Origin of the sequence: Halorussus sp. MSC15.2 (assembly GCF_010747475.1) — an archaeon.
Classification (GTDB): Archaea; Halobacteriota; Halobacteria; order Halobacteriales; family Haladaptataceae; genus Halorussus.
Window position 1 is genome coordinate 350,908 of the sequence record NZ_VSLZ01000004.1, and the last position, 22,550, is coordinate 373,457.

Sequence of the window (22,550 nt, forward strand, 5' to 3'; positions counted from 1 at the left end):
CTCCGGTCACTGCCTCGATTGCGTGGAAAAGAGTGAACTGAAGCGCGGGTCGGCCGGGTTCTCAGGGCTGGAGGTACGCGTAGCCGTCCTCCTGCAATCGGGTCAGTTCGCTCGCGCCCGAGGAGACCGTCTCGACGCCCTCGACGAGGTCACCGTCGTCGAGGTCCATCATGTCGAGGGTGTTGCTACAGGCCTTGAACGCGATGCCCGAGTCGAGGAGTTCCTGCACCGTGTCGCTGTGGGTTCCGTCTCGCGTAACTGGGTCGATGCCCTCGGCCTGCGCGACGACCGCGATGTCATCCATCTCGATGGTCTCGTCCTTCGAGAGGTTCTCCGCTATCGTAAGGACGGTGTTCTGGTGGTCCTCGTCGCCGCTCGTGAGGTGGAATGCGGTTCGCATCGTCTTGCGTACGTCGCTGGTTCGGAAGTGGTTGCTGGCCCCTCGACCTGCGACGAGAAATGCCACGGGGAGCGCGTTCGTTTCGGACAGCCGTATGACAACTCCACAACCACTATGCCGCTGGGAATGGACCGCTCACACCACCCGTGACACAGCAACTAGGTCCCCTCGCCCAAGCGGTGTCGTTGTCGTACTACGAAGACGCCCTCCCGGGGCACGACGAGTTCCACGCCAATCGAGTTCGGAGTCTTTCGGTTCGATTGGCGAACGAATGGGAGCGGACGGTCGATAGAGAGGTTCTCTCCGCGGCGGCGTGGCTACACGACATCGGTCGCCCGCTTGAGCGGTCGGGCGAAATCGAGAATCACGACAGGTGGGCCGCGGAGGAGGCGAGGGACCTCCTCGAAAACGAGGAGGTGGCGGCCGACCGAATCGAGGCCGTCCAGCACTGTATCCGAACGCACAGTATTCGGTCGAGTTCCCCGGACCCGGAGAGTCCCGAGGCGAAACTGCTCTTCGACGCGGACAAGTTGGAGGCGACCGGCGCGGTCGGTATCGCTCGCATGGCCTGTATCGTCGGCGAGCGCTCGGGGAGAGCGGGCGAGAAGTACGCGGCAATCGGGAACTCGGCAGTTCGGGGAGTGGAAACCTCGGACGTTCCGGACATTGCTCTTCTCCGAGACTGGGCGAAGGAGCGTCTGGCTAGGGTCCACACGCCACCCGGACGACGTCTCGGAGAGTCGCGGTGGCGTTTCATGGAGGAGTTCTTCGCGCAGTTCGACCGCGAGATAGGGGTCCACGGAAAGGGATAGTCCCTACAGAGACTCGGACAGAACGCGGAGTATCGGGTGCAGAAGATTGCGGTCGAGACTCGCGACGACGCGGAGGCGAGAGGCCGCGGAACTGCGTCCGCCGACAGTTCAGTTCCGAGACACGAACCCTTACGGTCCGGCCGAGAGATTCGACACGTATGACCGACGAAGCTCCGGACTACCGCGAGCAGGTCGAATCGGCCTTCCCCGAGATTCGGGACATCGAGGACGAGAGTCTGCGCGAGCAGGTCACGGAGGCGTGGACGCTCGGTCTCGAACGTGGCGGATGGAAGGACGTCTCCGACGTTCCCTACGCGTGGAACATTCACGAGGTTTCGAACGTCGAACACGTCCGCGGGGTCACGCGAATCGCCGCGAAATCCGCCGAGGAACAGCGGGAGTTCCACGGCGCAGACCCCGACCTCGACGTGATTCGGGCCGCCTGTCTGCTACACGACGTTGGAAAGTGCTACGAGTACGTGGACCACGTGGACGGGGAGAAACTGCTGGACCCCGACCCGACCTACGTCAGCGAGGAGATTCCCCACTCGATTTCGGGGTACGCGCTGGCCCACGAAGTGGGGTGTCCGTTGGCGGTCCAGCGGGCGATTCCCCACTTCCTCGGTGAGGTACCCAAGCGGACGCTGGAAGCGGAACTGGTCAAGAGCGCCAACTCGGCGAGTTCGAACGCGATTACCCAGTCGGCGATGGGCATCACGCTACAGGAGTGGGTCGAGACGTACTCGCAGACGAGCGACTGAGGGGACGGAATCCGAGTCCGTAGCGGAGGTCCCGTCCGAAGCGGTTCCCGACTCCGGTTCCGCCCGAACTTACAAACCGCCGCCCGTGGTAACGCAGTTCATGGCAACATGTCCACACTGTGAGTCCGACATCACCGAGTGGGCGCAGCGACTGGAGCAGGGAGAGCGCGCGAGCACGCCGAAAGTCTGGACCTGCCCGGAGTGCGATTCGGTCCTCGGCATCTCCGACTGGGGGTCGGAGTAGCGTTTCCGTTTGCGTTTACGTTTTCGTTTTCGCCTATTCGCTTTTGACGTTCCACCCGCGGAACCGCGAGATAGCGCCGTGTTCGTCGATAGCGTACGCGCCGAAGGGGAGACCGGGGTCGACGTCGTAGCTGATTCTGGCGGTGTCGTACTCGCCCGAAACCTGCGACACGCCGTGGACCGAGTCGCCCTGCGCTATCCACCAGACCACGCGGTCGAGTTCGCTGTCGGAGTCTGTCGCGGAAACCTCGAACTGAATCCGCTCGGTCGTCTCGTACTCCGTCCGCAGGATTCTGGCCGAGGGGTTCAGACGCTCGACGACGGGCGGTCGATTCCCGTCCGAACCGACCTCGACCGTCCAACTGACGGTGTCGATTGGGTCGTCGCCCTCGTGAGACGACTCGCCCTCGCGGTAGACCGCCGAGCGAACTCGGTGGGTACCGGGCGACTCGAAGCGATGGGTGAACGTCGCTCGACTGCTCGAACCGAGGTGGCCGTAGAACAGGTCGGGACCGACGCGCCGGTCGCCGTCCACGTACCACTCCGCCGAGACGTAGTCGCCGGGGTAGTCGCTGACGGCGGTCTCGAACAACACCGGGACGTCCGGTTTGACCGTGATTTCCCGTTTCGGACTGCCGCGCGAGACGGTCGGCGAGGGCCGGGAGGGCGTCACCTCGTTTCCGTTCAGCGAGACCGTGGCGGGACCGGCGAGCGCGAACGTCGTTATCTCGCCTTCTACATCGAACTCGTCTACGCCGCGGTCGGGACCGACGTGGCCGACGGCCCGCGACCCATCGACGCTGTCGCCGCCGTCGCGTTGTCTGACTGGACCGCTGGCCGTGAACTCGTAGACTGCGACGCCGCCGCCGTCGCTCTCGACGCGAAGACGGTCGGTCCCCGACCCGGCGTCGAAATCGTCGCCCGCCAGCGACCCGGTCGGTCGCGGGAACGACGACGGTTTGACTCGCTCGCCGTCGCGGGAGAGCGTCGCCGGACCTGCGAGGACGAGACCGGTGATATCCCCGGAGTATCGAAAGGTGTCGGTTCCCCGCTCCGGACCGACGTTGCCCGCGGCGCGACTGCCGCCGACCCGGTCGCCGCTGTCCTCCTGTCCGAGGTCGCCGCTCACAGTGAACTCGTAGGCCGCGAATCCGCCGCCGTCGCTCTCGATTGTGAGCGTCTTCGAGGGCGCGACGTGCGCCGAGACGGAGCGGCCGACGAACGGTGTCACACCTGCGGCGGCGACCCCTCGCGCGAGGAACCGCCGACGAGAGTTCTCGTTGCCCATACGGAGCGCTACGAGGGGTGGAATCAAAGTTATTCACAGCGTATCGACAGTATCGAACCTCTAATCCCCGGAATCCGAGACGGCTCGTGGGTCGTTTCGGAAGCGCGCGGAACGCCCTCGAACGTGACAGTCACCCCGAACGACCGGTGAATGGAACACGTTTTTCTATCGAGACGCACTACTGTCGCATGCATGACAGACGTATCGTGGCAGTTCGTCCGGTTCGTCGCGACCGTTCTGGTTCTCGGGCCGCCAGTCGCGTACTACGTCTATCGAGACCGGAAGCGGCGCGGCGAGTCGCGGCCGCTCGCGTGGGCGCTCGGACTCGGCGTCCTCGGCATCCCGGGCCTGATATTCCACCTCTATCTTCGCGGAGACTTCGCCGGGCCGAACCGCGACGGCGAGTAGCACCGGAATCGCGGCCGAAAGGGACCGCCAGGTCTACTCTTCGGACGGACCGGCGCTCCTAGCTCAGAACTCCGTGACGACTTCGATGCTGACCGTGCCGTAGTCGTTCATCGCCGCCAGTCGGTCGGGCACGTCGCTCAGCGCGACCTCCCGCGTCACCAGTTCGGCGGGCGAGACGGTGCCGCGGTCCATCATCCGGAGCAGTTCGCCGTAGCGCGTCGGCGGCATCCCGCGCGACCCGAGGAACGTAATTTCGTTCATCGTCATCGCGTCGGTCGGGAGCGCCACCTCGCCGCGCTCCTCGTCGGTCGTCAGGCCGAGTTGGAGGTGCTGGCCGCGCTTGCGGAGGCACGCGACGGAGTTGCGGCAGGTCTCGGCGACGCCCAGCGCGTCCACCGAGACGTGCGCGCCGCCGGGGGTGAGACGACGGATTCGCCCGGGCACGTCGGCGACCGCTCCGGCGTTCACCGTCTCGTCCGCGCCCAACTCCTCGGCCTTCGCCAGTTTCTCGTCCGCGAGGTCCACCGCGACGACGTTCGCACCGAGCGCGTCCGCGACGTGGACCGCCGAGAGACCGACGCCGCCGCAGCCGTGGACCGCCACCCAGTCGCCGGGGGTGAGGTCCGCGCGGTGAGCGAGTCCGTGGTACGCCGTGGCGAACCGACAGCCGAGTCCGGCCATCTCGACCGGCGAGACGCCGTCGGGGAGCGCCACGGCGTTGTAGTCGGCGTACGGGACGTGGACCCGCTCGGCGAACGCGCCGGGCGCGTCGGCCTCGAACCCGAGCGCCAGTCCGTCCTCGCAGACGTTTCCGTGGCCGTTCCGGCAGTGCTCGCAGTCGCCGCGTCCGAGGTTGAACGGGACCGCGATTCGGTCGCCCTCGCGGAAGCGCTCGACGTTCGGGCCGGTCGAGACCACGGTGCCCGCGGGTTCGTGGCCGAGAATTTGGCCCTCGGGTACTTGGTCGTCGGCCCACTCGCCGTGGCCCTGCCACGCGTGCCAGTCGCTCCGGCAGACGCCGCAGGCCTCGGTCTCGACGACGACGCCGTGGTCGTCGGCGTCGGGGGCGGGGACCTGCTCGATTTCGAGCGGTTCGCCGTACTCGCGCAGAACTGCTGCTCTCATGCTGGTACTATCAGTCCGGTGGGTCGGTGCGGGGTTAAATCGGTGGGTCGCGGCGAGATGGTCGGGCGTCGCCGACACTCGGGAGAGGACGCCGAGAGACATCGGCGTCCTCCGCAGGACAATTCCGAGAGACGCTCGGCCTCACTCCGGCGACCCAGCGAGTCGCTCCACGAGCGACCCGACGAACGCCATCTCGTCGTCGTTCACGGCGTGTTCCAGTCCGGGGTAGATTCGCTCGGTCACCTCGGCGTTCAGGTCCCGGAACGCCGCTGCGGTCTCACGGACGCGCTCGACCGGGACGTGGTCGTCGGCGTCTCCGCACCCGAAGAACGCGGGCGTCCCAGACAGCGAGCCGTCGTACACCCTGCGGGCGTCCAGCGGACCGACGAGACCGCCGGAGAGCGCCGCGACGCCGCCGTACCGTCGTGGGTTGCGCGCGGCGTACTCCGCCGCGAGGCAGGCCCCCTGCGAGAAACCGAACAGCACCACCCTGTCGAGCGGGATGCCCTTCGCCACGGCGTCGTCCACGACGGCATCGACCGCGCAGAGCGCCGACGAGAGGTGCGGTTCGTTGCGCTCGACCGGGGCCAGAAACGAGTGGGGATACCACCGACTCCGGGCGGCCTGCGGCGCGAAGAAGGCCACGCCGTGGCGGTAGAGCGGTTCGGCGAGGTTGACCACGCCCTGCGCCGTCGCGCCCCGACCGTGCAGGAGGACGACCGCGACCTCGGCGGCCCGAATCGGCGCGCCCGCCGTGACGACGTGTTGGTCGGCGTGGGGGTCCTCCGCGGAACCAGCAGGACTCTGCCGGTCGTCGGAACCGTCGGTCATTCCGACTCGTTCCTGCGCGGGAGTTCGACCGGCGGGAGTTGGCGCTCTATCAGGTCGCGGTCCTCCTCGAACCAGTCGGGCAGGACGAGCGACTCGCCGAGCGTCGCGGGGTCCTCGTCGGCGGTGAGGCCCGGCGATTCGGTCGCCAGTTCGAAGAGAATACCGCCGGGTTCCCTGACGTACAGCGAGTGGAAGTAGTGGCGGTCGCGCACCCGGGAGACGTCGTAGTCGCGCTCCCGGAACAGGTCGTGCCACTCGTACAGTTGCTCCTCGCTCGCCACGCGAACCGCGACGTGGTGAATCGTCCCGATTCCCTCGCGGCCGAAGGAGGCCGAGCGGTCGAGAACGTCCACGACGGTCGCGTGGTCGCCCGAGGCGCGGTACCGAATCCGATTGACGTCGCCGTCGCGCTCCTCGCCAGCGAGGTCGAAGCCGAGCGTTTCGAGCGTTCCCGCGGTCGTGTACGGGTTGGTCGGCAACAGGGTGACGCCGTGGACGCCCCGAATCGCGGCGTCGGCCGGAACCGACCCGCCGGTCCACGGTTTGACGGGCGAGTCGGCGGTCACGAGTTCCACCGGGGTTCCGGCGTCGTCCTCGAACCGGAGGACGGTCTCGTCGAAGCGGCGGCGGGGTCCCGTCACGTCGACGCCGCGAGCGTCGAGGCGGTCGGTCCAGTACGGAACGGAACCCGGCGGAATCGCGAACGAGACGCCGCTTATCTGGGGTTTGCCGAGGCGGCCCGGCACGTCGTTGGGGTACGGGAAACAGGTGAGGAGCGTCCCGAGGTCGCCGGTCTCGTTCCCGTAGTACAGGTGGTACCGGAGCATGTCCTCGTAGTTCACCGTCCGCTTGACGAGGCGGAGACCGAGGACGTCCGCGTAGAAGTCCACGTTGCGTTGGGGGTCGCCCACTATCGAGGTGACGTGGTGGACGCCCGGAGAGTCGTCGAGCATCGGTCGTGCGTAGGTTTCGGTCGCGCGAGGATGACTGTGGCGGCCTCGGCAACTCGCGGTGGGTCCGCCGACTGTCAGGGCGACTCCATCGAGTCCACCAGTTCCCGGAACGCCGCCCCGTCCAGCGAGCGCGACGACCCGGCCCAGACGGCGTAGCGGACGCCGTCTTCGGCCCAGAGGGCCTCCCACGCGCCGCGGTCCTCCGTCAGCGCGGCGTAGTGGACCGTCGTACCCCGCAGGTCGAGGGCGGCCCGCGTCTCGGCCGACTGGTCGGAGGGGTCCGGCGGGAGCGACGGTGCGAGGGGACTGTCCTCGTCGGCCGCCAGTAGCCAGAGGTGGTCGCTCCCGTTCGCTCGGTTCCGGAAGACCGCCTCCAGTGCGTCCGCTTCGGTGAACGTCAGTGCGGAGTCGAGGACGAACTGCCCGCCGGGGGAACTATCGGAACCACCGGGGACGAGCGCCGGGACCGGCGAGTCGGTCCGGAGCGCGACCGGTGAGAGGACGAGGCTGGCCTCGTAGGGATGCTCGGGCGCGTAGTCCCACAGGCCGTGGGGAACGACCGGCGGGCGGCAGCCGTAGCGCACCCAATAGTTCAGCCTGTGGAACGGGACGCGCCGGACTCGGCGGGCACCCTCGGGGTCGGCGGGCGTCAGTCCGTCGAGGAGACGCGTCAGTTCCTCGTCGGAGAACTCGCCCTCGGAGACCGAGAGTTCGACCTGCGTTCGGTCGCGTTGGACGCAGGCACCGCGGTTGTCCTTGTAGTCGGTGCCGAGCCACCCCACCGCGTCGCCGCACTCGAACGGCGCGGGGTCGGGCGTGCGCCACAGCGGGGCGATACTCGCCGAGGGCGGTGCCCAGTCGTAGCAGAACTGCTTGAGCCTGAGCCGCCGGTCCTCGCCCGCCACCGCGGTGCGAACGCTGCAGGGGTTGCCGTCGCTGTGGGGCGTCTGGTCGATGTCCTCGGCGGCCACGTCGCTCGGGCGGCCGGGCGGTTGCTCGGGGCGGTGAGTGACCGTCTCGACGCGACAGTCGTCGGGGAGCCACTCGGGTTCGAAGACGACGAAGTTCACCGCGGCCTGCGCGTCGGCGGGCGCTGTCTCTCGGGGCGGGGCGGCGTCGTCGGCGCGGGTCAGTCGAGTCTCCGGGTCGGCGCTCCTCCAGACGGTCATCGTATCGCGCTCCCGGCACATCGCGTGGGTGAATCTGGGGTCAGTCGCACGAATCGAGGTTCGCGCGAATCGGCCAAAAGTGTTAGCTGAACCGTATTTTTGTTCTCGGTTCGACACTTCAGGTGCGCACCCGACGCCGGGACCTCGTTATCATCGAAAGCACACCTGACCGAGACCCCACCTGACCGCGCCCTCCCCGTCACCGTGATTTCCGAGACAGCCGGAACTTTAAACCCGTCCTGAAAACGTAGCGGCGTGAGCGACGACGAAGACGCGCCGACCCCCTCTCGCGGCCAGACCGTCGGTCTCGTCGCCGGACTCTTCGCGCTCTCGACGGCGGCGGGCGCGTACGAAATCGCACCGGCGAGTATCCTGCCGCTGGTCCGCGAGTCGCTGGGCGTCGGTCCGACGTTAGCCGGATGGCTTGTCAGCGTGATGTACCTCACTGCGGTGGTCGCCAGCGTCCCGGTCGGGGTCGCGCTCGACCGGGTGTCGGTCCGGAAGGCCGTCGCCGCGGCCGCCGTCGCACTGCTGGTCGCCGGTAGCTGGGGCTGGGTCGCCGCGACGGCGGGGGCCTACTGGTGGCTGTTCGCCTCGCGAATCCTCGGCGGGTTCGCCTACGTCGTGTTCTGGAACGCCGGGGCGAACGTGGTCGGGCAGGCCGTCGGTCCCGACGTTCGCGCGACGGCCGTCGGCGTGTTCACCGCGAGCGCGCCGGTCGGGTTCGCGCTGGGGCAGTTCGGTAGTCCGCTGCTGGCCGACCTGTTCGGGTGGCCCGCCACGCTCCCCATCTTCACGGCCATCGCAGTGGTCGGCGTCGCGGTGTTCCTGCTGGCGACGCGCGGCCGGAGCCTCGCGGTCGAGACCGGCGCGCCGAGTCGCGCCGAGGTGCGCGACCTACTCGCCAATCGGGCGGCGTGGACGCTCTACGCCCTCTCGTTTCTGGCGTTCTCGCTGTACCTGTTCCTCAACAGTTGGCTCCCGAGCTATCTGACCGACCGCCTCGGCGTCTCGCTCGCGCTGAGCGGACTGCTGACCGCGTTGTTCCCCGCGGTCGGCGTCGTCTCGCGGACCGGGGGCGGCGTCATCTCGGACCGGCTGTTCGGCGGGGAGCGCCGCCCGGTCGTCCTGCTGGCGTTCGTCGCGGCCGCGCCGGCGGTCACGGGGTTCGTGGTGGTCTCGCGGGTCGGTCCCGCTATCGCGCTCCTACTCGTCGCGGGGTTCGCTGTCCAACTCACCATCGGCCTGCTCTACACCTACGTCGCGGAAGTCGTCGCGCCGACGGTCCGGTCCACGGCCATCTCGATGCTGACCAGCGTCGGCCTGTTCGGCGCGTTCGCCGCCCCGATAGCCGGGGGCGCGATAATCGACCGCGTGGGGTATCGCCCGGCGTTCCTGCTCGCGGGTGTCGTCGCGGTCGTCGGCGTGGCGCTGGCGTGGTACGCGCCGGACGTGCGGTGACCTCAATCGCCGGAAGCCCTTTTGGTTCTGCGGGACGACTACCACAGTTGTACGGTGGGGAATACCATGGCAGACAAACCACATCAGAATCTGGCCATCATCGGCCACGTAGACCACGGAAAATCGACGCTCGTGGGACGACTCCTCTTCGAGACGGGGAGCGTGCCCGAACACGTCATCGAACAGCACAAGGAGGAGGCCGAGGAGAAGGGCAAGGGCGGGTTCGAGTTCGCCTACGTGATGGACAACCTCGCCGAGGAGCGCGAGCGCGGCGTCACCATCGACATCGCCCATCAGGAGTTCGAGACCGACGAGTACTACTTCACCATCGTGGACACGCCGGGCCACCGCGACTTCGTGAAGAACATGATTACCGGGGCGAGTCAGGCCGACAACGCCGTCCTCGTCGTCGCCGCCGACGACGGCGTCGCGCCCCAGACGCAGGAACACGTCTTCCTCGCGCGGACACTGGGCATCAACGAACTCATCGTCGGCGTCAACAAGATGGACCGGGTGGACTACGAGGAGAACCGCTACAAGGAGGTCGTCGCCGAGGTGCAGGACCTCCTGAATCAAGTCCGGTTCAACACCGAGGACGCCAGCTTCATTCCCATCTCCGCGCTGGAGGGCGACAACGTCGTCGAGCGCAGCGGGAACATGGAGTGGTACGACGGCGAACTCGTGCTGGAGGCGCTCAACGACCTCCAAGAGCCTGAGCCGCCGACCGACGCACCCCTCCGACTCCCGATTCAGGACGTCTACACGATTTCGGGCATCGGGACGGTCCCGGTCGGACGCGTCGAGACGGGCATGCTCAACACCGGGGACAACGTGTCGTTCCAGCCTCCGACGTGGGCGGCGAGGTCAAGACCATCGAGATGCACCACGAGGAGGTGCCCGAGGCGGGACCCGGCGACAACGTCGGGTTCAACGTCCGCGGCATCGGGAAGGACGACATCCACCGCGGCGACGTCTGCGGCCCGGCCGACGACCCGCCGAGCGTGGCCGAGACGTTCACCGCGCAAATCGTCGTGATGCAGCACCCGAGCGTCATTACCGACGGCTACACGCCGGTCTTCCACGCTCACACCGCGCAGGTCGCCTGCACGCTGGAGTCCATCGACCAGAAGATAGACGCCTCCAGCGGCGAGGTCGAGGAGGAGGACCCCGACTTCATCCAGTCCGGTGACGCCGCGGTCATCACGGTCCGGCCCCAGAAGCCGCTGAGCATCGAACCCTCGTCGGAGATTCCGGAACTCGGGAGCTTCGCCATCCGGGACATGGGACAGACCATCGCGGCCGGACGCGTGCTGGAAGTCACCGAGCGCTGAGTCGCCGAGCGACACCTCGGCGAACACCGGATGACTTTACTACTCGGAGACCCTCGTGTTCGGTATGGGTTTTGGTAGCTACGACGAGTCCGAACAAAAGGACCAAGAAAACGACTTCGACGAGGACGACGGCGTGTCCGTCCACGAGAACACCCACGAAGGGGAAGTCTCGTTCGACTCGGACGCCTCGCAGGACGAACTTCTCGACCAACTGAACGAGATAAAGAACAGCGGCGAGGACGACGAGGAGTAGCCCACCCCGAGAGGGGTAGCGGGGGTGAAGACGGCGTTTTTCTGCATTTTCATCGTTCATCGTAGTTCCGAACACGCGTTCGGCTCTCAGTTCGGACCTCCGTCGTCGCTCGTCAGTCTCGGTCCTCAGCGTCGCTTCCGAAATCGGAGACCCAGAGGCTCGACCGACTCGACCCCTCGCGGAACCGAGGTCGGACGTGACTGCTCGCCCGGAGACCGCCGCTAAGCGAAAATCAATTACAGTTGCTACGCTATCCCGAACCATGGAGACCGACATCCTCGGTCAGTTCGAAGCGTCCCTCCGCCGGATGAACGTCGGGCGAACGAGAGTCGAGACCGGGTCGTTCGAGGCGGCGCTGACCTCGGTCGTCGAGACGCCCGCGGTCGGGTCGCCCCTTCCGTTCGATGGCGTCTCGTTGGCGGACACCGAGGTCGAACTCGACCCGACCCCGTCACAGTTGCGAGCGGCGAAGACCGGCGTGACCGCCGTCGAACTCGGCATCGCCGACTACGGGTCGGTGGTCGTCCGGTCGTCGCCCGACGGCGACGAACCGGTGAGTCTCTTCCCCGAGACCCACGTCGCCGTCCTGCGCGAGAGCGACGTGGTCCCGGACATGCCCGCCGCTTTCGAGCGACTGGAGACCGCCTTCGCGGCTGGCACCGACGACGTCGTCGTCGCCACGGGACCGAGCGCGACCGCCGACATGGGCGAACTGGTGTACGGAGCGCACGGTCCCAAGGCGGTCCACGTCCTGCTGCTGGAGGACCGATGAGTTCCGACCGCGCGACCCGGAAGGCGAAGGCGGCGGAGATTCGGCGACTCCTCGACGAGGAGGGCGACAGCGTCGCGGCGAACACCCGCGGCTTCAACGAGGGGCGCTACGAGTCGGTCGGGAAGTTGGACGACTACGAGCAGTTGAAAGAGGAGGCGCGGGCAATCAAGGAGGACGCAATCGAGCGCCTGCCGGACCTGATAGAACGGGTCCGCGAGAGCGTCGAGACCAACGGCGGCACCGTCTACCTCGCCGACGACGCCGCGGACGCCAACCGCTACGTCGAAGAGGTCTGCGAGCGCCGGGACGCCGAGACGCTGGTCAAGAGCAAGTCGATGACCACCGAGGAGATAGAGGTCAATCAGCGACTGGAAGACGCTGGCGTCGAGGTCTGGGAGACGGACCTCGGGGAGTTCGTGTTGCAAGTGGCAGACGAAGCGCCCTCCCACATCGTCGCGCCGGCCATCCACAAGTCACGGGAGTCCATCGCGGACCTGTTCAATGCCCACTTCGAACCGGAGGAACCGCTCGAAACCGCCGAGCAACTCACCGAGTTCGCCCGCGAGTACCTCGGCGAGCGCATCGAGGACGCCGACGTGGGGATGACGGGGGCGAACTTCGTGGTCGCGGAGTCGGGCACCATCGCGCTGGTGACCAGCGAGGGCAACGCCCGGAAATCGGTCGTCGCGCCGGACACCCACGTCGCCGTCGCGGGCGTCGAGAAACTGATTCCGAACCTCTCGGACCTCCAACCGTTCGTGGAACTCATCGGTCGGTCGGGGACCGGACAGGACATCACCTCCTACGTCTCGCTGTTCAGTCCGCCGGTCGGGTCGCCGACCGTCGACTTCGACGACCCGGAGACGCCGCTATCGGAGTCGGGGGACCCGGACGACCGGGAGTTCCACCTCGTCCTCGTGGACAACGGACGGACCGCGATGCGCGAGGACGACCAGTTGCGCGAGACGCTCTACTGCATCCGGTGTTCGGCCTGCGCCAACTCCTGCGCGAACTTCCAGTCGGTCGGCGGTCACGCCTTCGGCGGCGAGACCTACTCCGGCGGCATCGCCACGGGATGGGAGGCCGGTGTCGAGGGGTTGGATACCGCCGCGGAGTTCAACGACCTCTGCACGGGGTGTTCGCGCTGCGTGAATCAGTGCCCGGTCGGCATCGACATCCCGTGGATAAACACGGTGGTCCGCGACCGCATCAACCGTGGCGAGGACGGCGAGTTCGACTGGTTGGTGGAGGGGCTGACGCCCGACGAGGAGTCGGGCGGCCTGAGCCTCCAGAAGCGGTTCTTCGGCAACTTCTCGACCGTGGCCCGCGCCGGGTCGGCGCTGGCTCCCGCGTCGAACTGGCTCGCCGAGACGGCTCCCGCGCGGTGGGCGATGGAGCGCGGCCTCGGCATCGACCGGCGACGAGACCTCCCCGAGTTCGAGCGCGAGACCTTCGCCGACTGGTTCGCCGACCGCGGCGGGTCCCGGATTTCGCCGACAGACGCCGACCGCGTCGCCGCGGTCTACCCGGACCTCTACACGAACCACGTGCAGGTCGAGCGCGGGAAGGCCGCCGTCAGGGTGCTGGAGGCGCTGGGCGTCTCGGTCAGGGTGCCCGACGTCGGGTCGAGCGGTCGCGCGCCGCTCTCGCAGGGGATGATAGCCACCGCGAAACGCCGGGCCGAGTCGGTCGCGCCCGCGCTCCTCGACCACGTCGAGGCCGGACGCGACGTGGTCGTGATAGAACCGAGTGACCTCGCCATGTTCGAGCGCGAGTACGGGAAGTTCCTCGAGGCCGAGCGCCACGAGGCGCTGGCCGACGACAGCTACGAGGTACTGGAGTACGTCTACGGCCTGCTCGAAGAGGGCGAGGCGGACGCGGACGAGACGGTGAACGCGCTCACCCGCGGGGACGGGACGGAAGTCGCGTACCACAGCCACTGCCAGCAGCGCACGCTGGACCTCGAACCGTACACGACCGCCGTGCTGGAGGCGGCGGGCTACGACGTGCTGACCTCCGACGTGGAGTGCTGCGGGATGGCCGGGAGCTTTGGCTACAAGTCCGAGTACTACGAACTGAGCGTGGACGTGGGCGAGCAGTTGCGCGACCAGTTCAGCGCTCCAGAAGCCGAGGACCGCCTCGTCGTCGCGAGCGGCACCTCCTGTCTGGAGCAGTTGGACTCGCTGTTGGGTCGGCCGACCCGTCATCCGGTCGAACTGCTCGACCCGGCGCGGTGACGCTGACGTCGTCTGGTCTCTCACCCACTGATGCGAGCGCTCACGCACCGCCGCTCGAAATCGGGGCGGATTTACCTTCGAACCCACTACTCGGCGGCGTGAAGAACGTCACGGACAGAACCAGCAACCCCTTCGGGATGACGCCGCCCTGCGACCACGGGTGCGATGGGTCGGGCGACGGCTCCGGCCCCCGCGCCGTCTTCGGCTACGGGGACGCCAACGCGGACTTCCACGTGGTCGGCGACCATCCGGGCGTCCACGGCGGACGCGAGACCGGGATTCCGTTCACCGGCAGTCTTGCGGGCGAGCGCCTCCAACCCGTCCTGAACGAGGTTGGTCTGCTCGGAGACGCCTACAGCGACGAACCCGCGGCGGCGGACTGCTTCTTCAGCTATCGTCACATGTGCTGTCTCCCCGAGGGTCGCGCGCCGACCGACCGCGACTACGACGAACTGGAACCGTTCTTCGACGCGGAGTTGCGGGCCATCGCGGCCCACGTCCTCCTGCCCGTGGGCGAGCGCGCGACCCGGTACGTCCTCGGGACCTACGCCGCCCGCGAGGCGCTGTTGGACGGCGGTGAGCGAGAAGACCGGATGGCCGACCTCCACGCCGACCACGTTCCGGGCCGGGGCTTTCTGGTCGTCCCGGTTCGGGAACCGAGCGAGTGGGACGACGGCGACGGCGAACGACTGGCCGCCTCGCTGGCCGACCTGCTGTCGTCGGACTACCGCCAGACCGCGGACCTCGGCCGGTTCCTCGCGGAACACGACACCTACGAAGTCCGGTGATGGAGCGACGGATTCGGGTCCGTCGGGAGGTCTACGAGTACGTCCGTCCGCCGGGGACGATAACGTCGAAGAACCCCCTGAAGACGCCGACGACGAGGTCGAGTACCAGCGGGACGAGCGGCACGACGATAAACAGCGCGAAGACAGCGCCGACGGCTACCGCCGCGATTTCGAGCGGAGATGTCGGCTTCGGAACGGCCATGAACGTCTCCACGACGGCATCCGTGATAACGGTGGTGTCGGAAACGGCAAGATAGTGGAAAGCGACGAGTGATGGTCGAGAGGTATCGGCAGGCCCGAACGCAGACGGACCCCCTCGAATCCGCAACAATAGCTAAGGACGTGTACGGGGTATCGGTTCTGGAGATGGCTCTCGATACGCCCGAGGACTTGTTCGAGTACGAACTCCGTGGGATATACTACGCCGAGCGGGAGTTGGCCGACCTGCTGGACGAACTCCAGACCAGCGCGACGGAGGCCGACCTCGTGGACGGGTTCGCCGAACACCGCGACGAGACCGAGGTCCACGTCGAGCGCCTCGAACGCGTCTTCGACCTGCTGGGTCTCGAACCGCACGAGCGAAACGTGCCGACGGTCGACGCGCTCCGGGAGGAGAAGCGCGAGGCCGACACCGACTCCCACGACGTGGCGGTGCAGAACACGCTCTACAACCACGTCGGTCGGAAGGCCGAGCGACTCGAACTCACCGCCTACGAGGGACTGCTCGCGCTGGCGGACGTGCTCGACGCCGACCCCGAGGCGGTGGACCTACTCGAACAGAACAGAAACGAGGACCGCGACGCGCTCGATACGCTCGAATCGGTCTCGGAAGGCGGCGAGTTCCAGTCGTTCATCGACCGACTGCTCTGAAAATCGACTGCCGAACGTTCTGAAGGCCGACTACGAGTCGTCGCCGAACTCCGTCCCGCAGTTGCCACAAGCCATGCTCTCGGCGGGCAGTGCGCGTTGGGGCGTGACCAGACCGCAGTCGTCGCAGATGCCGTAGAGGCGTTTGTCCGGGTCGATACCGCTGACGAACTCCATCCGCACCCACGCGTCGGGGTTCGTCTCGTCGTAGATTTCGACGCCGCCGTCGGTTCGCTTCCAGTTCACCGGGTCGGCGTCCTGCTCCCGTCGCTCCAGTCGTTCGCTCATCGCGTGGTAGAAGGGCGGACGGTATCTATCATAAAAGTTCCGTACTAATTTTCACTACGAGTGTACTAAAACTCCCCGCGGCGGGCGACGCCGGAGGGAACGACGGGAGAGAAAACGACTTACCTGACACGCGCGGAGTACGACCGTGAAACGGATTCAACTCGGAAACACCGTCTTCGAGGGACGGAACGACGTGTACCTGTTCGGGGACGACTCCGGACGGACGACGCTCGTGGACACCGGCGTCGCCTCGCCCGGGGTCCGCGAGCAGTTAGAGGACGAACTCACCGAGTACGGCGTCTCGTTCGGCGACGTGGACGCGATTCTGCTGACGCACTGGCACCACGACCACGCGGGTCTCGCGGGCGAGATTCAGGACGAGAGCGGCGCGACGGTGTACGTCCACGAGGCCGACGCGCCGATGGTCGCCGAGGACGGCATGAACCACGAGACCGAAATCGAGGAGCGCGACCTGTTCGCGCGGTGGGGCGTCCCCGACGAGAAGGCCCGGGAACTGCTCGACTTCCTCGGTCTCCACGACCAGATTCAGGGCCGGTCCCCGGCGGTCGAGACGTTCACAGACGGCGCGACGTTCGACCTCGGGAGCGTCGAACTCGAAGCGGTCCACCTGGCCGGCCACGCCGCCGGACTGTCCGGGTTCGCACTGACCGACGGAGACGACCGCGAACTGCTCTCCGGCGACGCGCTCCTGCCGAAGTACACCCCGAACGTCGGCGGCGCGGACCCCCGGGTTGAGGACCCCCTCGGCACTTACCTCGACTCGCTGGACCGCGTCATCGAGAACGGCTACGACCGCGCGTGGCCGGGCCACCGCGACCCCATCGACGACCCCGCGGACCGAGCGCGCGAAATCGCCGCCCACCACCGCGAGCGAACCGAGCGCGTGCTGTCGGTGCTCCGAGAGCGCGGCGAGGCCGACGCGTGGACCGTCAGCGCCGACCTGTTCGGCGAGTTGTCGAACATCCACATCATGCACGGGCCGGGCGAGGCGTGGGCGCACCTCGACCACCTCGAACGCCACGGCGTGGCGGAGCGGACCGACGCGGGATACAGACTCCTCGACGAGAACCCAGACCTCGACGCGATGTTCGAGTACGGCGGTGAGAACGACGAAGCGACCGAACCGAGCGCGGCGACGGAGGACTGACCGTGACCACCGTCACAGTCTGGAACGAGTACCGTCACGAGCGAGAGGACGACGCGGCCCGCGAGGTCTACCCCGACGGTATCCACGCGACCATCGCCGAGTCCCTCGACGAACGGGGGTTCGACGTTCGGACGGCGACGCTGGACGACCCCGAACACGGCCTCACGCCGGACGTGCTGGACGATACTGACGTGCTGACGTGGTGGGGTCACGAGGCCCACGAGGAGGTCAGCGACGAGGTGGTCAAGCGCGTCCACGAGCGAGTGCTGTCGGGGATGGGCCTGCTCGTCCTCCACTCGGGCCACTTCTCGAAGATTTTCAAGCGATTGATGGGGACGAGTTGCGGCCTCAAGTGGCGCGAGTCGGGCGAGACGGAGCGGATATGGACGGTCGAACCCGGCCACCCCATCGCCGAGGGTATCGGCGAGTGCATCGAGGTGCCAGAGACCGAGATGTACGGCGAGCGGTTCGACGTCCCGGCACCCGATACCTTGGTGTTCACGAGTTGGTTCGAGGGCGGCGAAGTGTTCAGAAGCGGGTGCTGTTACCGCCGCGGGTCGGGCCGAATCTTCTACTTCAGGCCGGGCCACGAGACGTACCCCATCTACCACCACCCCGAAATTCAGACGGTCGTGGCCAACGCCGTCTCGTGGGCGACACCTGTCGAAACGTAATCATCTTCAGTCGGGAACGTTCCGCGTTCATCTCATCGGGAGTAAAACGGCCGTCTCCGGCGTTGTCGTTCCTCTCGGTCTCCAATCATCGGCTCTACCGCCTGATTTTGTAAAGTTAAAGGAAGGAAACCATTTATTAGGTAGCCGTGATTCCGGCAAGACAGAGGATGCCGGAGGCGCACCCCCGTGTACTGCACGTCGAGGACAACGACTTCTTCGCTAAGGTCACGTCAGGAATTCTCGCCGACGAGTACGACATCGACGTGTTCACGGTGGAGAGCGCGGAAGCAGCACTCGAACGGTTGGAAACCAACCGGTTCGACTGTATCGTCAGTGACTACGACATGCCCGGCATGGACGGGTTGGAGTTACTGGACGCGGTCAGAGAGACCGACCGAGACGTCCCGTTTATCCTCCTGACCGGCGGCGGGAGCGAACAGATAGCGAGTAAGGCAATCTCGGCAGGTGTCACCGACTACCTGAAAAAGGGGACGGACCAAGAGCAGTTCGCAGTGTTGGCCAATCGCATCGAGAACGCCGTTTCGCGGCGACGCGCCGAGCGACTGGCGAACCGTCAAATCGCGGTCAACGACCTCATCTGGGACGTGAGCCAAGCGATTTTACAGGCGTCGTCCCGCGAGGATATCGAGCAAATCGTCTGCGAACGCCTCGCCGACTCGGGACCCTACCTCCTCGCGTGGGTCGGAACCGTGGACGAAGAGACCGCCTCCGTTCGACCGGAGGCGTCCGCGGGCGTCGAGCAACGGTATCTCGACACCGTGATTCTCGACGGGGACCGAGAAGAAGGTGACAGCGTCCCCGTGAGGAAGGCGGTCGAAACCCAAAAAGTGCAGGTCAAACGCGGTGCGAGACTGAAAGAGCGGTTCCAGAACGAAGTCGACGCGAACGTCGAACGCTACGCCGTCGCCGCGGTCCCGCTCGTGTACGAGAACCGCGCGTACGGTGTCCTGAGCGTCTGGTCGGACGTCCGGCACGCGTTCGGCGAGACCGAGCGCCGCGTCCTCTCGAAGTTCGGCAACAACCTCGCGTACGCAATCGATTCGGTCCAGACGCGCAAGGAACTCGTCCGGCGCGAACAGCGACTGCAGGTGTTCAATCGAATCCTGCGACACAACCTCAGAAACGACCTCAACGTCGTACTGGGTCGGGCCGAGAACATCGCCGAAGAGTTTCCCCCGGCCGCGAACGAGGCGAGTATCATTCGGCAGAAAGCGAGCGAACTCATCGAGATTAGCGAGAAGGCGCGCGAGGTCGGGAAGACCCTCGACGGCGAGAACCGGGCCACCAAGCAGATAGACGTGACCGATTGCGTGAAACGAACCTGCGAGGAGTTCCGCCAGTCGTACCCGGACGTCGCGATAACGACCGACACCCCACAGAGCGCAGTCGTGTACGGCGACAAGACGCTCGAAGCCGCGATAAGCGAAATCGTAGAGAACGCCATCGAACACGGTGGCGACCGCCCGTCGGTGAGCGTGACGGTCTCGGCCAGCGGGGACGACGAGTGGGTAGAAGTGACGGTCTTGGACGACGGACCCGGTATCCCGGAGGAAGAGCGCAAAGTCCTCGCAGAAGGCGAGGAGACGGCGCTTCACCACGGGAGCGGTCTCGGTCTCTGGCTCTCGAACTGGATTGTCGGCAAGTTCGGCGGCGACCTGACGTTCGACGACTACCATACGAACGGCGGTGAAGTGACTCTGCGACTCCAGCAGGCGACCGAGGGAGTTTCACCGTGGCAAGATATTTCGCCGTTAGAGTACGAGTAACTACACCAGCGTAACCGTCGTCCATCGGAAGGAGCCGACTCGTTCGCACCACCGACAAATATATACGAGCAAAGTGATTAATACAGACAATATGAGCACGAAATCGAATGGGTTCGTAGAACGGTTCCGCCAACCGGAGTACACCGGCGAGAATCGATGTACACCGTGTACCATCGTCAACGTCGTCATCGCAGTCGTGGCGAGCGGGGTCGCTTCATACCTACTGACGCCAGTCGGTGGTGCAGTGGTGTTCGCGCTGTCGCTGGCGTCGATTTACCTCCGGGGGTATCTGGTGCCGGGCACGCCGACGTTGACGAAGCGTTACTTCCCCGACTGGGTGTTGGCGCGATTCGACAAACTCGAAGACGAATCCGTGGAAATCAGTGAGGACGAGCGCGAACCGGAGGAAGTGCTGGCCGACGCCGGAGCGGTCGAACCCTGCGAGGAGATGGACGACCTCTGTCTCTCCGAGTCGTTCCGACAGACGTGGTACGACAACATGGAGTCCATCAAGTCAGACGGAACCGAGAAGAGCGACCTGAGTCACGTCCTCGACGTGGAGGAGGAGAAACTCACGTTCGACGAACACGACGAAGCGCTGGTCGCGCAGTACGACGGCGGCCACCTCGGACAGTGGGAGTCGCGCGCGGCACTCGTCGCCGACCTCGCAGCTGCGAAGGTGCTCGAAACTCGCTACCCCGACTGGGACGCGTTGAGCGTCACGAACCAGAGTCGCGTGCTGAGCGGTCTCCGAATCTTCCTCGACGCCTGTCCCGACTGCGGCGGCGACATCGCGATGGAACAGGAAACCGTCGAATCGTGCTGTCGGACGATGGACGTGGTCGCAGTCAGTTGTTCGGAATGCGACTCCCGAATTCTGGAAGTCGAACACGACCAGTAACCGCAGTTCGTGGTCGGGTCTTCGTGGGCTATTCCACGTCTTCGGTCTCTATCACACGCCTTCACTGTTTCAGTTCTCTCGTCTTCGGTTTCAGTTTTCTTCCTGCCCCGATACTCCCGATTCGCTGTTGGGTGTTATCCTCGAACTCGCACGACGTTCTCGCACGAAGTTTCGCCGACGTTCGACCCCATCGTTTCCGCTGTCTATCGCGGTCACCACGACCCCGCTGTTTCCGCTGTCTTCCGACGGTTCTCGTCACTCCGTCCGATTTCCGGTCGGCGGAACACCGTAGTTTCCGCTGTTTTCGACTCGGGTAACGGCGCTCCCAACACCAGTATTTCCGCTGTTATGGCGGTAACCGAGTCTCACTGCAACCCCACCGTTTCCGCTGTCTTTCTCTCCGAGTCCGGCGAGTCGAGGGTCGGAGACTGTAATCGGATAGAATCGCAGTTGCTCGAACGGAATCAGGGTCGTGTTACCGAAAAAACAACGCACGGTTGACGGTAGACAGCGGAAACTACGGGGTTGATTCGCAGGGAGGTCGGGAGTAGACAGCGGAAACAGTGGGGTCGCCGCCGACGAGAGAAGACGACGGAATAGCAAATGCGGGAGGAAGAGAGTCAGTTCTCCGCGTCCTCGAACGTCGTCTGATAGTAGGGGCGGATGCTCTCGTGGACACCCGCGAACTCGATGGTGTCTTCGAGTGCAGTGACCACCAACTGGAGGTCCTGTTTCAAGGCGTGTTTTCGGTACTTCCCGCCGGACATGCCCTCGTTCTTCTCCGTCGAAGAGATGACCCCGAGCATGGCGAGGTCCGCGAGGTGGTCGCGCATTCGGCGACTCGTCAAGGGTTCAGTACCGACGTGGTTACACAACTGTTCGTACCGAGGCCGGATGTCGCGTGAACGGGCGGGCGTCTCTTCCTCGGCTTCGAGCGACGTGAGCGCGTAGAGGACGAGGCGGGCGTGTTCTGTGAGGTCGGCCACGCCCTCCATGATTCGGTCGCGTTCGAGTTTCTCGCGGGCCTCTTGGACGTGGTCGTCTGTGACCTGCTCGACGGCCTCCTTACGAGCGAGGTCCCCCGCTTCGAGGAGGAGGTCGAGAGCCTGCCGAGCGTCTCCGGCGTCCTGCGCGCCGTACGCCGCACAGAGCGGAATCACGTCCTCGGCGAGCGCGTCGTCGTGGAACGCGACCTGTTCGCGTTGGCTGAGGACTTTCTGGAGTTCTGTGGCGTCGTAAGGGGGGGAACGAGACTTCCTTCTCGCAGAGCGACGACCGAACCTTCGCCGAGAGCGAGTCGCGGAACGAGAGGTCGTTAGAGATACCCACGAGACCGATTTTGGCGTGTTCGAGGTAGCCGTTGCTGCGGGCGCGCGGAATCTGGTAGAGGATGGAGTTGTCGTTGATGTGGTCCACCTCGTCGAGAACCACGATGACTGTACCGCCGAGTTTGTCGAGTTCCTCCCAGAGGAAACTGTAGACCTGCGCTTGGGGATAGCCAGTGTTACTAATCTGCTCGGAGGGGTCGCGGAGCGTGTTGACCAGACGGACGGCGACCTGATAACTGGAGTTGAGACCGTCGCAGTTGATTTCGATGACGTTGAGCGAGATATCGTCGTACTTGGCGGCGTCGTCCTGCAGTCGGTTCAGGAGAAAGCGAGTGGCCGCCGTCTTTCCAACCCCGCTCTTTCCGTAGAGGAAGATGTTGGAAGGGGCCTCGCCGTTGATGATAGGCTGGAGTGCGGCGTGGTACTCCTCCAGTTCCTCGTCTCGTCCCACGAGGTTGTCCGGGGTGTACTCCTCGAGCAGAGCGTCCCGATTCTTGTAGAGGGAGTTGTCCCGGTCGAAGCTAAACGATGACATGCACGATGCTTGAACGGATGGGGATATAAAGTGTCGTGGTTAGCGGCGTGTCCGCTGTTTCTTCTGTCCCGGACATATTTATGTCCGGATGCAATGGCGGGTATCCGGCGTTTCCGTTGTCCCGATTGACTTAAACACACACCCACCCCATCGTTTCCGGAGCTATCGGC

Annotated in this window: 22 protein-coding genes and 2 pseudogenes; 15 read left to right on the plus strand and 9 right to left on the minus strand. The window is 65.7% G+C overall.

Going from position 1 to position 22,550, the window contains the following annotated elements; all coding sequences use genetic code 11:
• Positions 1 to 61: 61 nt before the first annotated feature.
• The gene (locus FXF75_RS16555) at positions 62 to 400 is read right to left on the minus strand and encodes a DsrE family protein (protein WP_163522954.1); all 339 of its coding nucleotides are present in this window, start codon (positions 398 to 400) and stop codon (positions 62 to 64) included.
• 146 nt (positions 401 to 546) lie between these two features.
• Here FXF75_RS16555 and FXF75_RS16560 point away from each other — a divergent pair, with 146 nt between their 5' ends.
• From FXF75_RS16560 to FXF75_RS22210, 3 genes are all read left to right on the plus strand, one after another.
• Complete coding sequence (locus FXF75_RS16560; RefSeq protein WP_163522955.1) at positions 547 to 1,212, plus strand: HD domain-containing protein; 666 nt, start codon at positions 547 to 549, stop codon at positions 1,210 to 1,212.
• A gap of 158 nt (positions 1,213 to 1,370) precedes the next feature.
• Entirely contained in the window at positions 1,371 to 1,973 is a 603-nt protein-coding gene (locus FXF75_RS16565) for an HD domain-containing protein (protein WP_163522956.1), read from the plus strand.
• Positions 1,974 to 2,073: 100 nt separating this feature from the next.
• On the plus strand, positions 2,074 to 2,217 hold the full coding sequence (locus FXF75_RS22210; RefSeq protein WP_205427730.1) for a hypothetical protein: 144 nt from the start codon (positions 2,074 to 2,076) through the stop codon (positions 2,215 to 2,217).
• A gap of 33 nt (positions 2,218 to 2,250) precedes the next feature.
• On the opposite strand, the gene FXF75_RS16570 is transcribed toward FXF75_RS22210, so the two are convergent.
• Positions 2,251 to 3,504, minus strand: coding sequence for a hypothetical protein (locus tag FXF75_RS16570; protein ID WP_163522957.1), 1,254 nt, complete (start codon positions 3,502 to 3,504; stop codon positions 2,251 to 2,253).
• Between the two features lie 192 nt (positions 3,505 to 3,696).
• Between FXF75_RS16570 and FXF75_RS16575 the strand changes: the two genes are divergently transcribed.
• Complete coding sequence (locus tag FXF75_RS16575) at positions 3,697 to 3,912, plus strand: hypothetical protein (protein WP_163522958.1); 216 nt, start codon at positions 3,697 to 3,699, stop codon at positions 3,910 to 3,912.
• A gap of 63 nt (positions 3,913 to 3,975) precedes the next feature.
• On the opposite strand, the gene FXF75_RS16580 is transcribed toward FXF75_RS16575, so the two are convergent.
• From FXF75_RS16580 to FXF75_RS16595, 4 genes are all read right to left on the minus strand, one after another.
• Positions 3,976 to 5,037 carry a zinc-dependent alcohol dehydrogenase family protein gene (locus FXF75_RS16580; RefSeq protein WP_163523019.1) on the minus strand — a complete coding sequence of 354 codons (1,062 nt, stop codon included), beginning with the start codon at positions 5,035 to 5,037 and terminating at the stop codon, positions 3,976 to 3,978.
• 141 nt (positions 5,038 to 5,178) lie between these two features.
• A complete protein-coding gene (locus FXF75_RS16585) occupies positions 5,179 to 5,868 on the minus strand; it encodes an alpha/beta hydrolase (protein WP_163522959.1) in 690 nt (229 codons plus the stop codon).
• Positions 5,865 to 6,821, minus strand: coding sequence for a VOC family protein (locus FXF75_RS16590; RefSeq protein ID WP_163522960.1), 957 nt, complete (start codon positions 6,819 to 6,821; stop codon positions 5,865 to 5,867). The genes FXF75_RS16585 and FXF75_RS16590 overlap by 4 nt, the downstream gene beginning before the upstream one ends.
• A gap of 74 nt (positions 6,822 to 6,895) precedes the next feature.
• Positions 6,896 to 7,990, minus strand: a complete 1,095-nt coding sequence (locus FXF75_RS16595; protein ID WP_163522961.1) for a hypothetical protein — start codon at positions 7,988 to 7,990, stop codon at positions 6,896 to 6,898.
• Positions 7,991 to 8,245: 255 nt separating this feature from the next.
• Between FXF75_RS16595 and FXF75_RS16600 the strand changes: the two genes are divergently transcribed.
• The 6 genes and pseudogenes from FXF75_RS16600 (at position 8,246) to FXF75_RS16625 (ending at position 14,832) form a co-directional block, all read left to right on the plus strand.
• Complete coding sequence (locus FXF75_RS16600; protein WP_163522962.1) at positions 8,246 to 9,451, plus strand: MFS transporter; 1,206 nt, start codon at positions 8,246 to 8,248, stop codon at positions 9,449 to 9,451.
• Between the two features lie 66 nt (positions 9,452 to 9,517).
• A pseudogene (gene tuf / locus FXF75_RS16605) lies at positions 9,518 to 10,782 on the plus strand (translation elongation factor EF-1 subunit alpha).
• Between the two features lie 64 nt (positions 10,783 to 10,846).
• On the plus strand, positions 10,847 to 11,035 hold the full coding sequence (locus FXF75_RS16610; RefSeq protein ID WP_163522963.1) for a DUF5786 family protein: 189 nt from the start codon (positions 10,847 to 10,849) through the stop codon (positions 11,033 to 11,035).
• A gap of 262 nt (positions 11,036 to 11,297) precedes the next feature.
• Positions 11,298 to 11,807 (plus strand): LUD domain-containing protein, encoded by a 510-nt coding sequence (locus FXF75_RS16615; protein ID WP_163522964.1) that lies wholly within the window; start codon positions 11,298 to 11,300, stop codon positions 11,805 to 11,807.
• On the plus strand, positions 11,804 to 14,044 hold the full coding sequence (locus FXF75_RS16620; protein ID WP_163522965.1) for an LUD domain-containing protein: 2,241 nt from the start codon (positions 11,804 to 11,806) through the stop codon (positions 14,042 to 14,044). The genes FXF75_RS16615 and FXF75_RS16620 overlap by 4 nt, the downstream gene beginning before the upstream one ends.
• Before the next feature lie 98 nt (positions 14,045 to 14,142).
• Positions 14,143 to 14,832 (plus strand): uracil-DNA glycosylase family protein, encoded by a 690-nt coding sequence (locus FXF75_RS16625; RefSeq protein ID WP_163522966.1) that lies wholly within the window; start codon positions 14,143 to 14,145, stop codon positions 14,830 to 14,832.
• 31 nt (positions 14,833 to 14,863) lie between these two features.
• Here FXF75_RS16625 and FXF75_RS16630 read toward each other — a convergent pair whose 3' ends face one another.
• Entirely contained in the window at positions 14,864 to 15,034 is a 171-nt protein-coding gene (locus tag FXF75_RS16630; RefSeq protein WP_163522967.1) for a hypothetical protein, read from the minus strand.
• A gap of 71 nt (positions 15,035 to 15,105) precedes the next feature.
• On the opposite strand from FXF75_RS16630, the gene FXF75_RS16635 reads away from it, so the two are divergent.
• Positions 15,106 to 15,702, plus strand: a complete 597-nt coding sequence (locus FXF75_RS16635; RefSeq protein ID WP_163522968.1) for a ferritin-like domain-containing protein — start codon at positions 15,106 to 15,108, stop codon at positions 15,700 to 15,702.
• A gap of 30 nt (positions 15,703 to 15,732) precedes the next feature.
• Here the strand turns inward: FXF75_RS16635 and FXF75_RS16640 are convergent, their stop codons facing one another.
• Positions 15,733 to 15,987 (minus strand): hypothetical protein, encoded by a 255-nt coding sequence (locus FXF75_RS16640; protein WP_163522969.1) that lies wholly within the window; start codon positions 15,985 to 15,987, stop codon positions 15,733 to 15,735.
• A gap of 145 nt (positions 15,988 to 16,132) precedes the next feature.
• Between FXF75_RS16640 and FXF75_RS16645 the strand changes: the two genes are divergently transcribed.
• The 4 genes from FXF75_RS16645 (at position 16,133) to FXF75_RS16660 (ending at position 20,517) form a co-directional block, all read left to right on the plus strand.
• Positions 16,133 to 17,155, plus strand: a complete 1,023-nt coding sequence (locus tag FXF75_RS16645; protein WP_163522970.1) for an MBL fold metallo-hydrolase — start codon at positions 16,133 to 16,135, stop codon at positions 17,153 to 17,155.
• A gap of 2 nt (positions 17,156 to 17,157) precedes the next feature.
• Positions 17,158 to 17,829 (plus strand): ThuA domain-containing protein, encoded by a 672-nt coding sequence (locus FXF75_RS16650; protein ID WP_163522971.1) that lies wholly within the window; start codon positions 17,158 to 17,160, stop codon positions 17,827 to 17,829.
• Positions 17,830 to 17,996: 167 nt separating this feature from the next.
• Complete coding sequence (locus FXF75_RS16655) at positions 17,997 to 19,616, plus strand: response regulator (RefSeq protein WP_163522972.1); 1,620 nt, start codon at positions 17,997 to 17,999, stop codon at positions 19,614 to 19,616.
• A 91-nt stretch (positions 19,617 to 19,707) separates the two neighbouring features.
• A complete protein-coding gene (locus FXF75_RS16660) occupies positions 19,708 to 20,517 on the plus strand; it encodes a hypothetical protein (protein ID WP_163522973.1) in 810 nt (269 codons plus the stop codon).
• A 620-nt stretch (positions 20,518 to 21,137) separates the two neighbouring features.
• Here the strand turns inward: FXF75_RS16660 and FXF75_RS16665 are convergent.
• Positions 21,138 to 22,380: pseudogene (locus FXF75_RS16665) on the minus strand (orc1/cdc6 family replication initiation protein).
• Between the last annotated feature and the right edge of the window lie 170 nt (positions 22,381 to 22,550).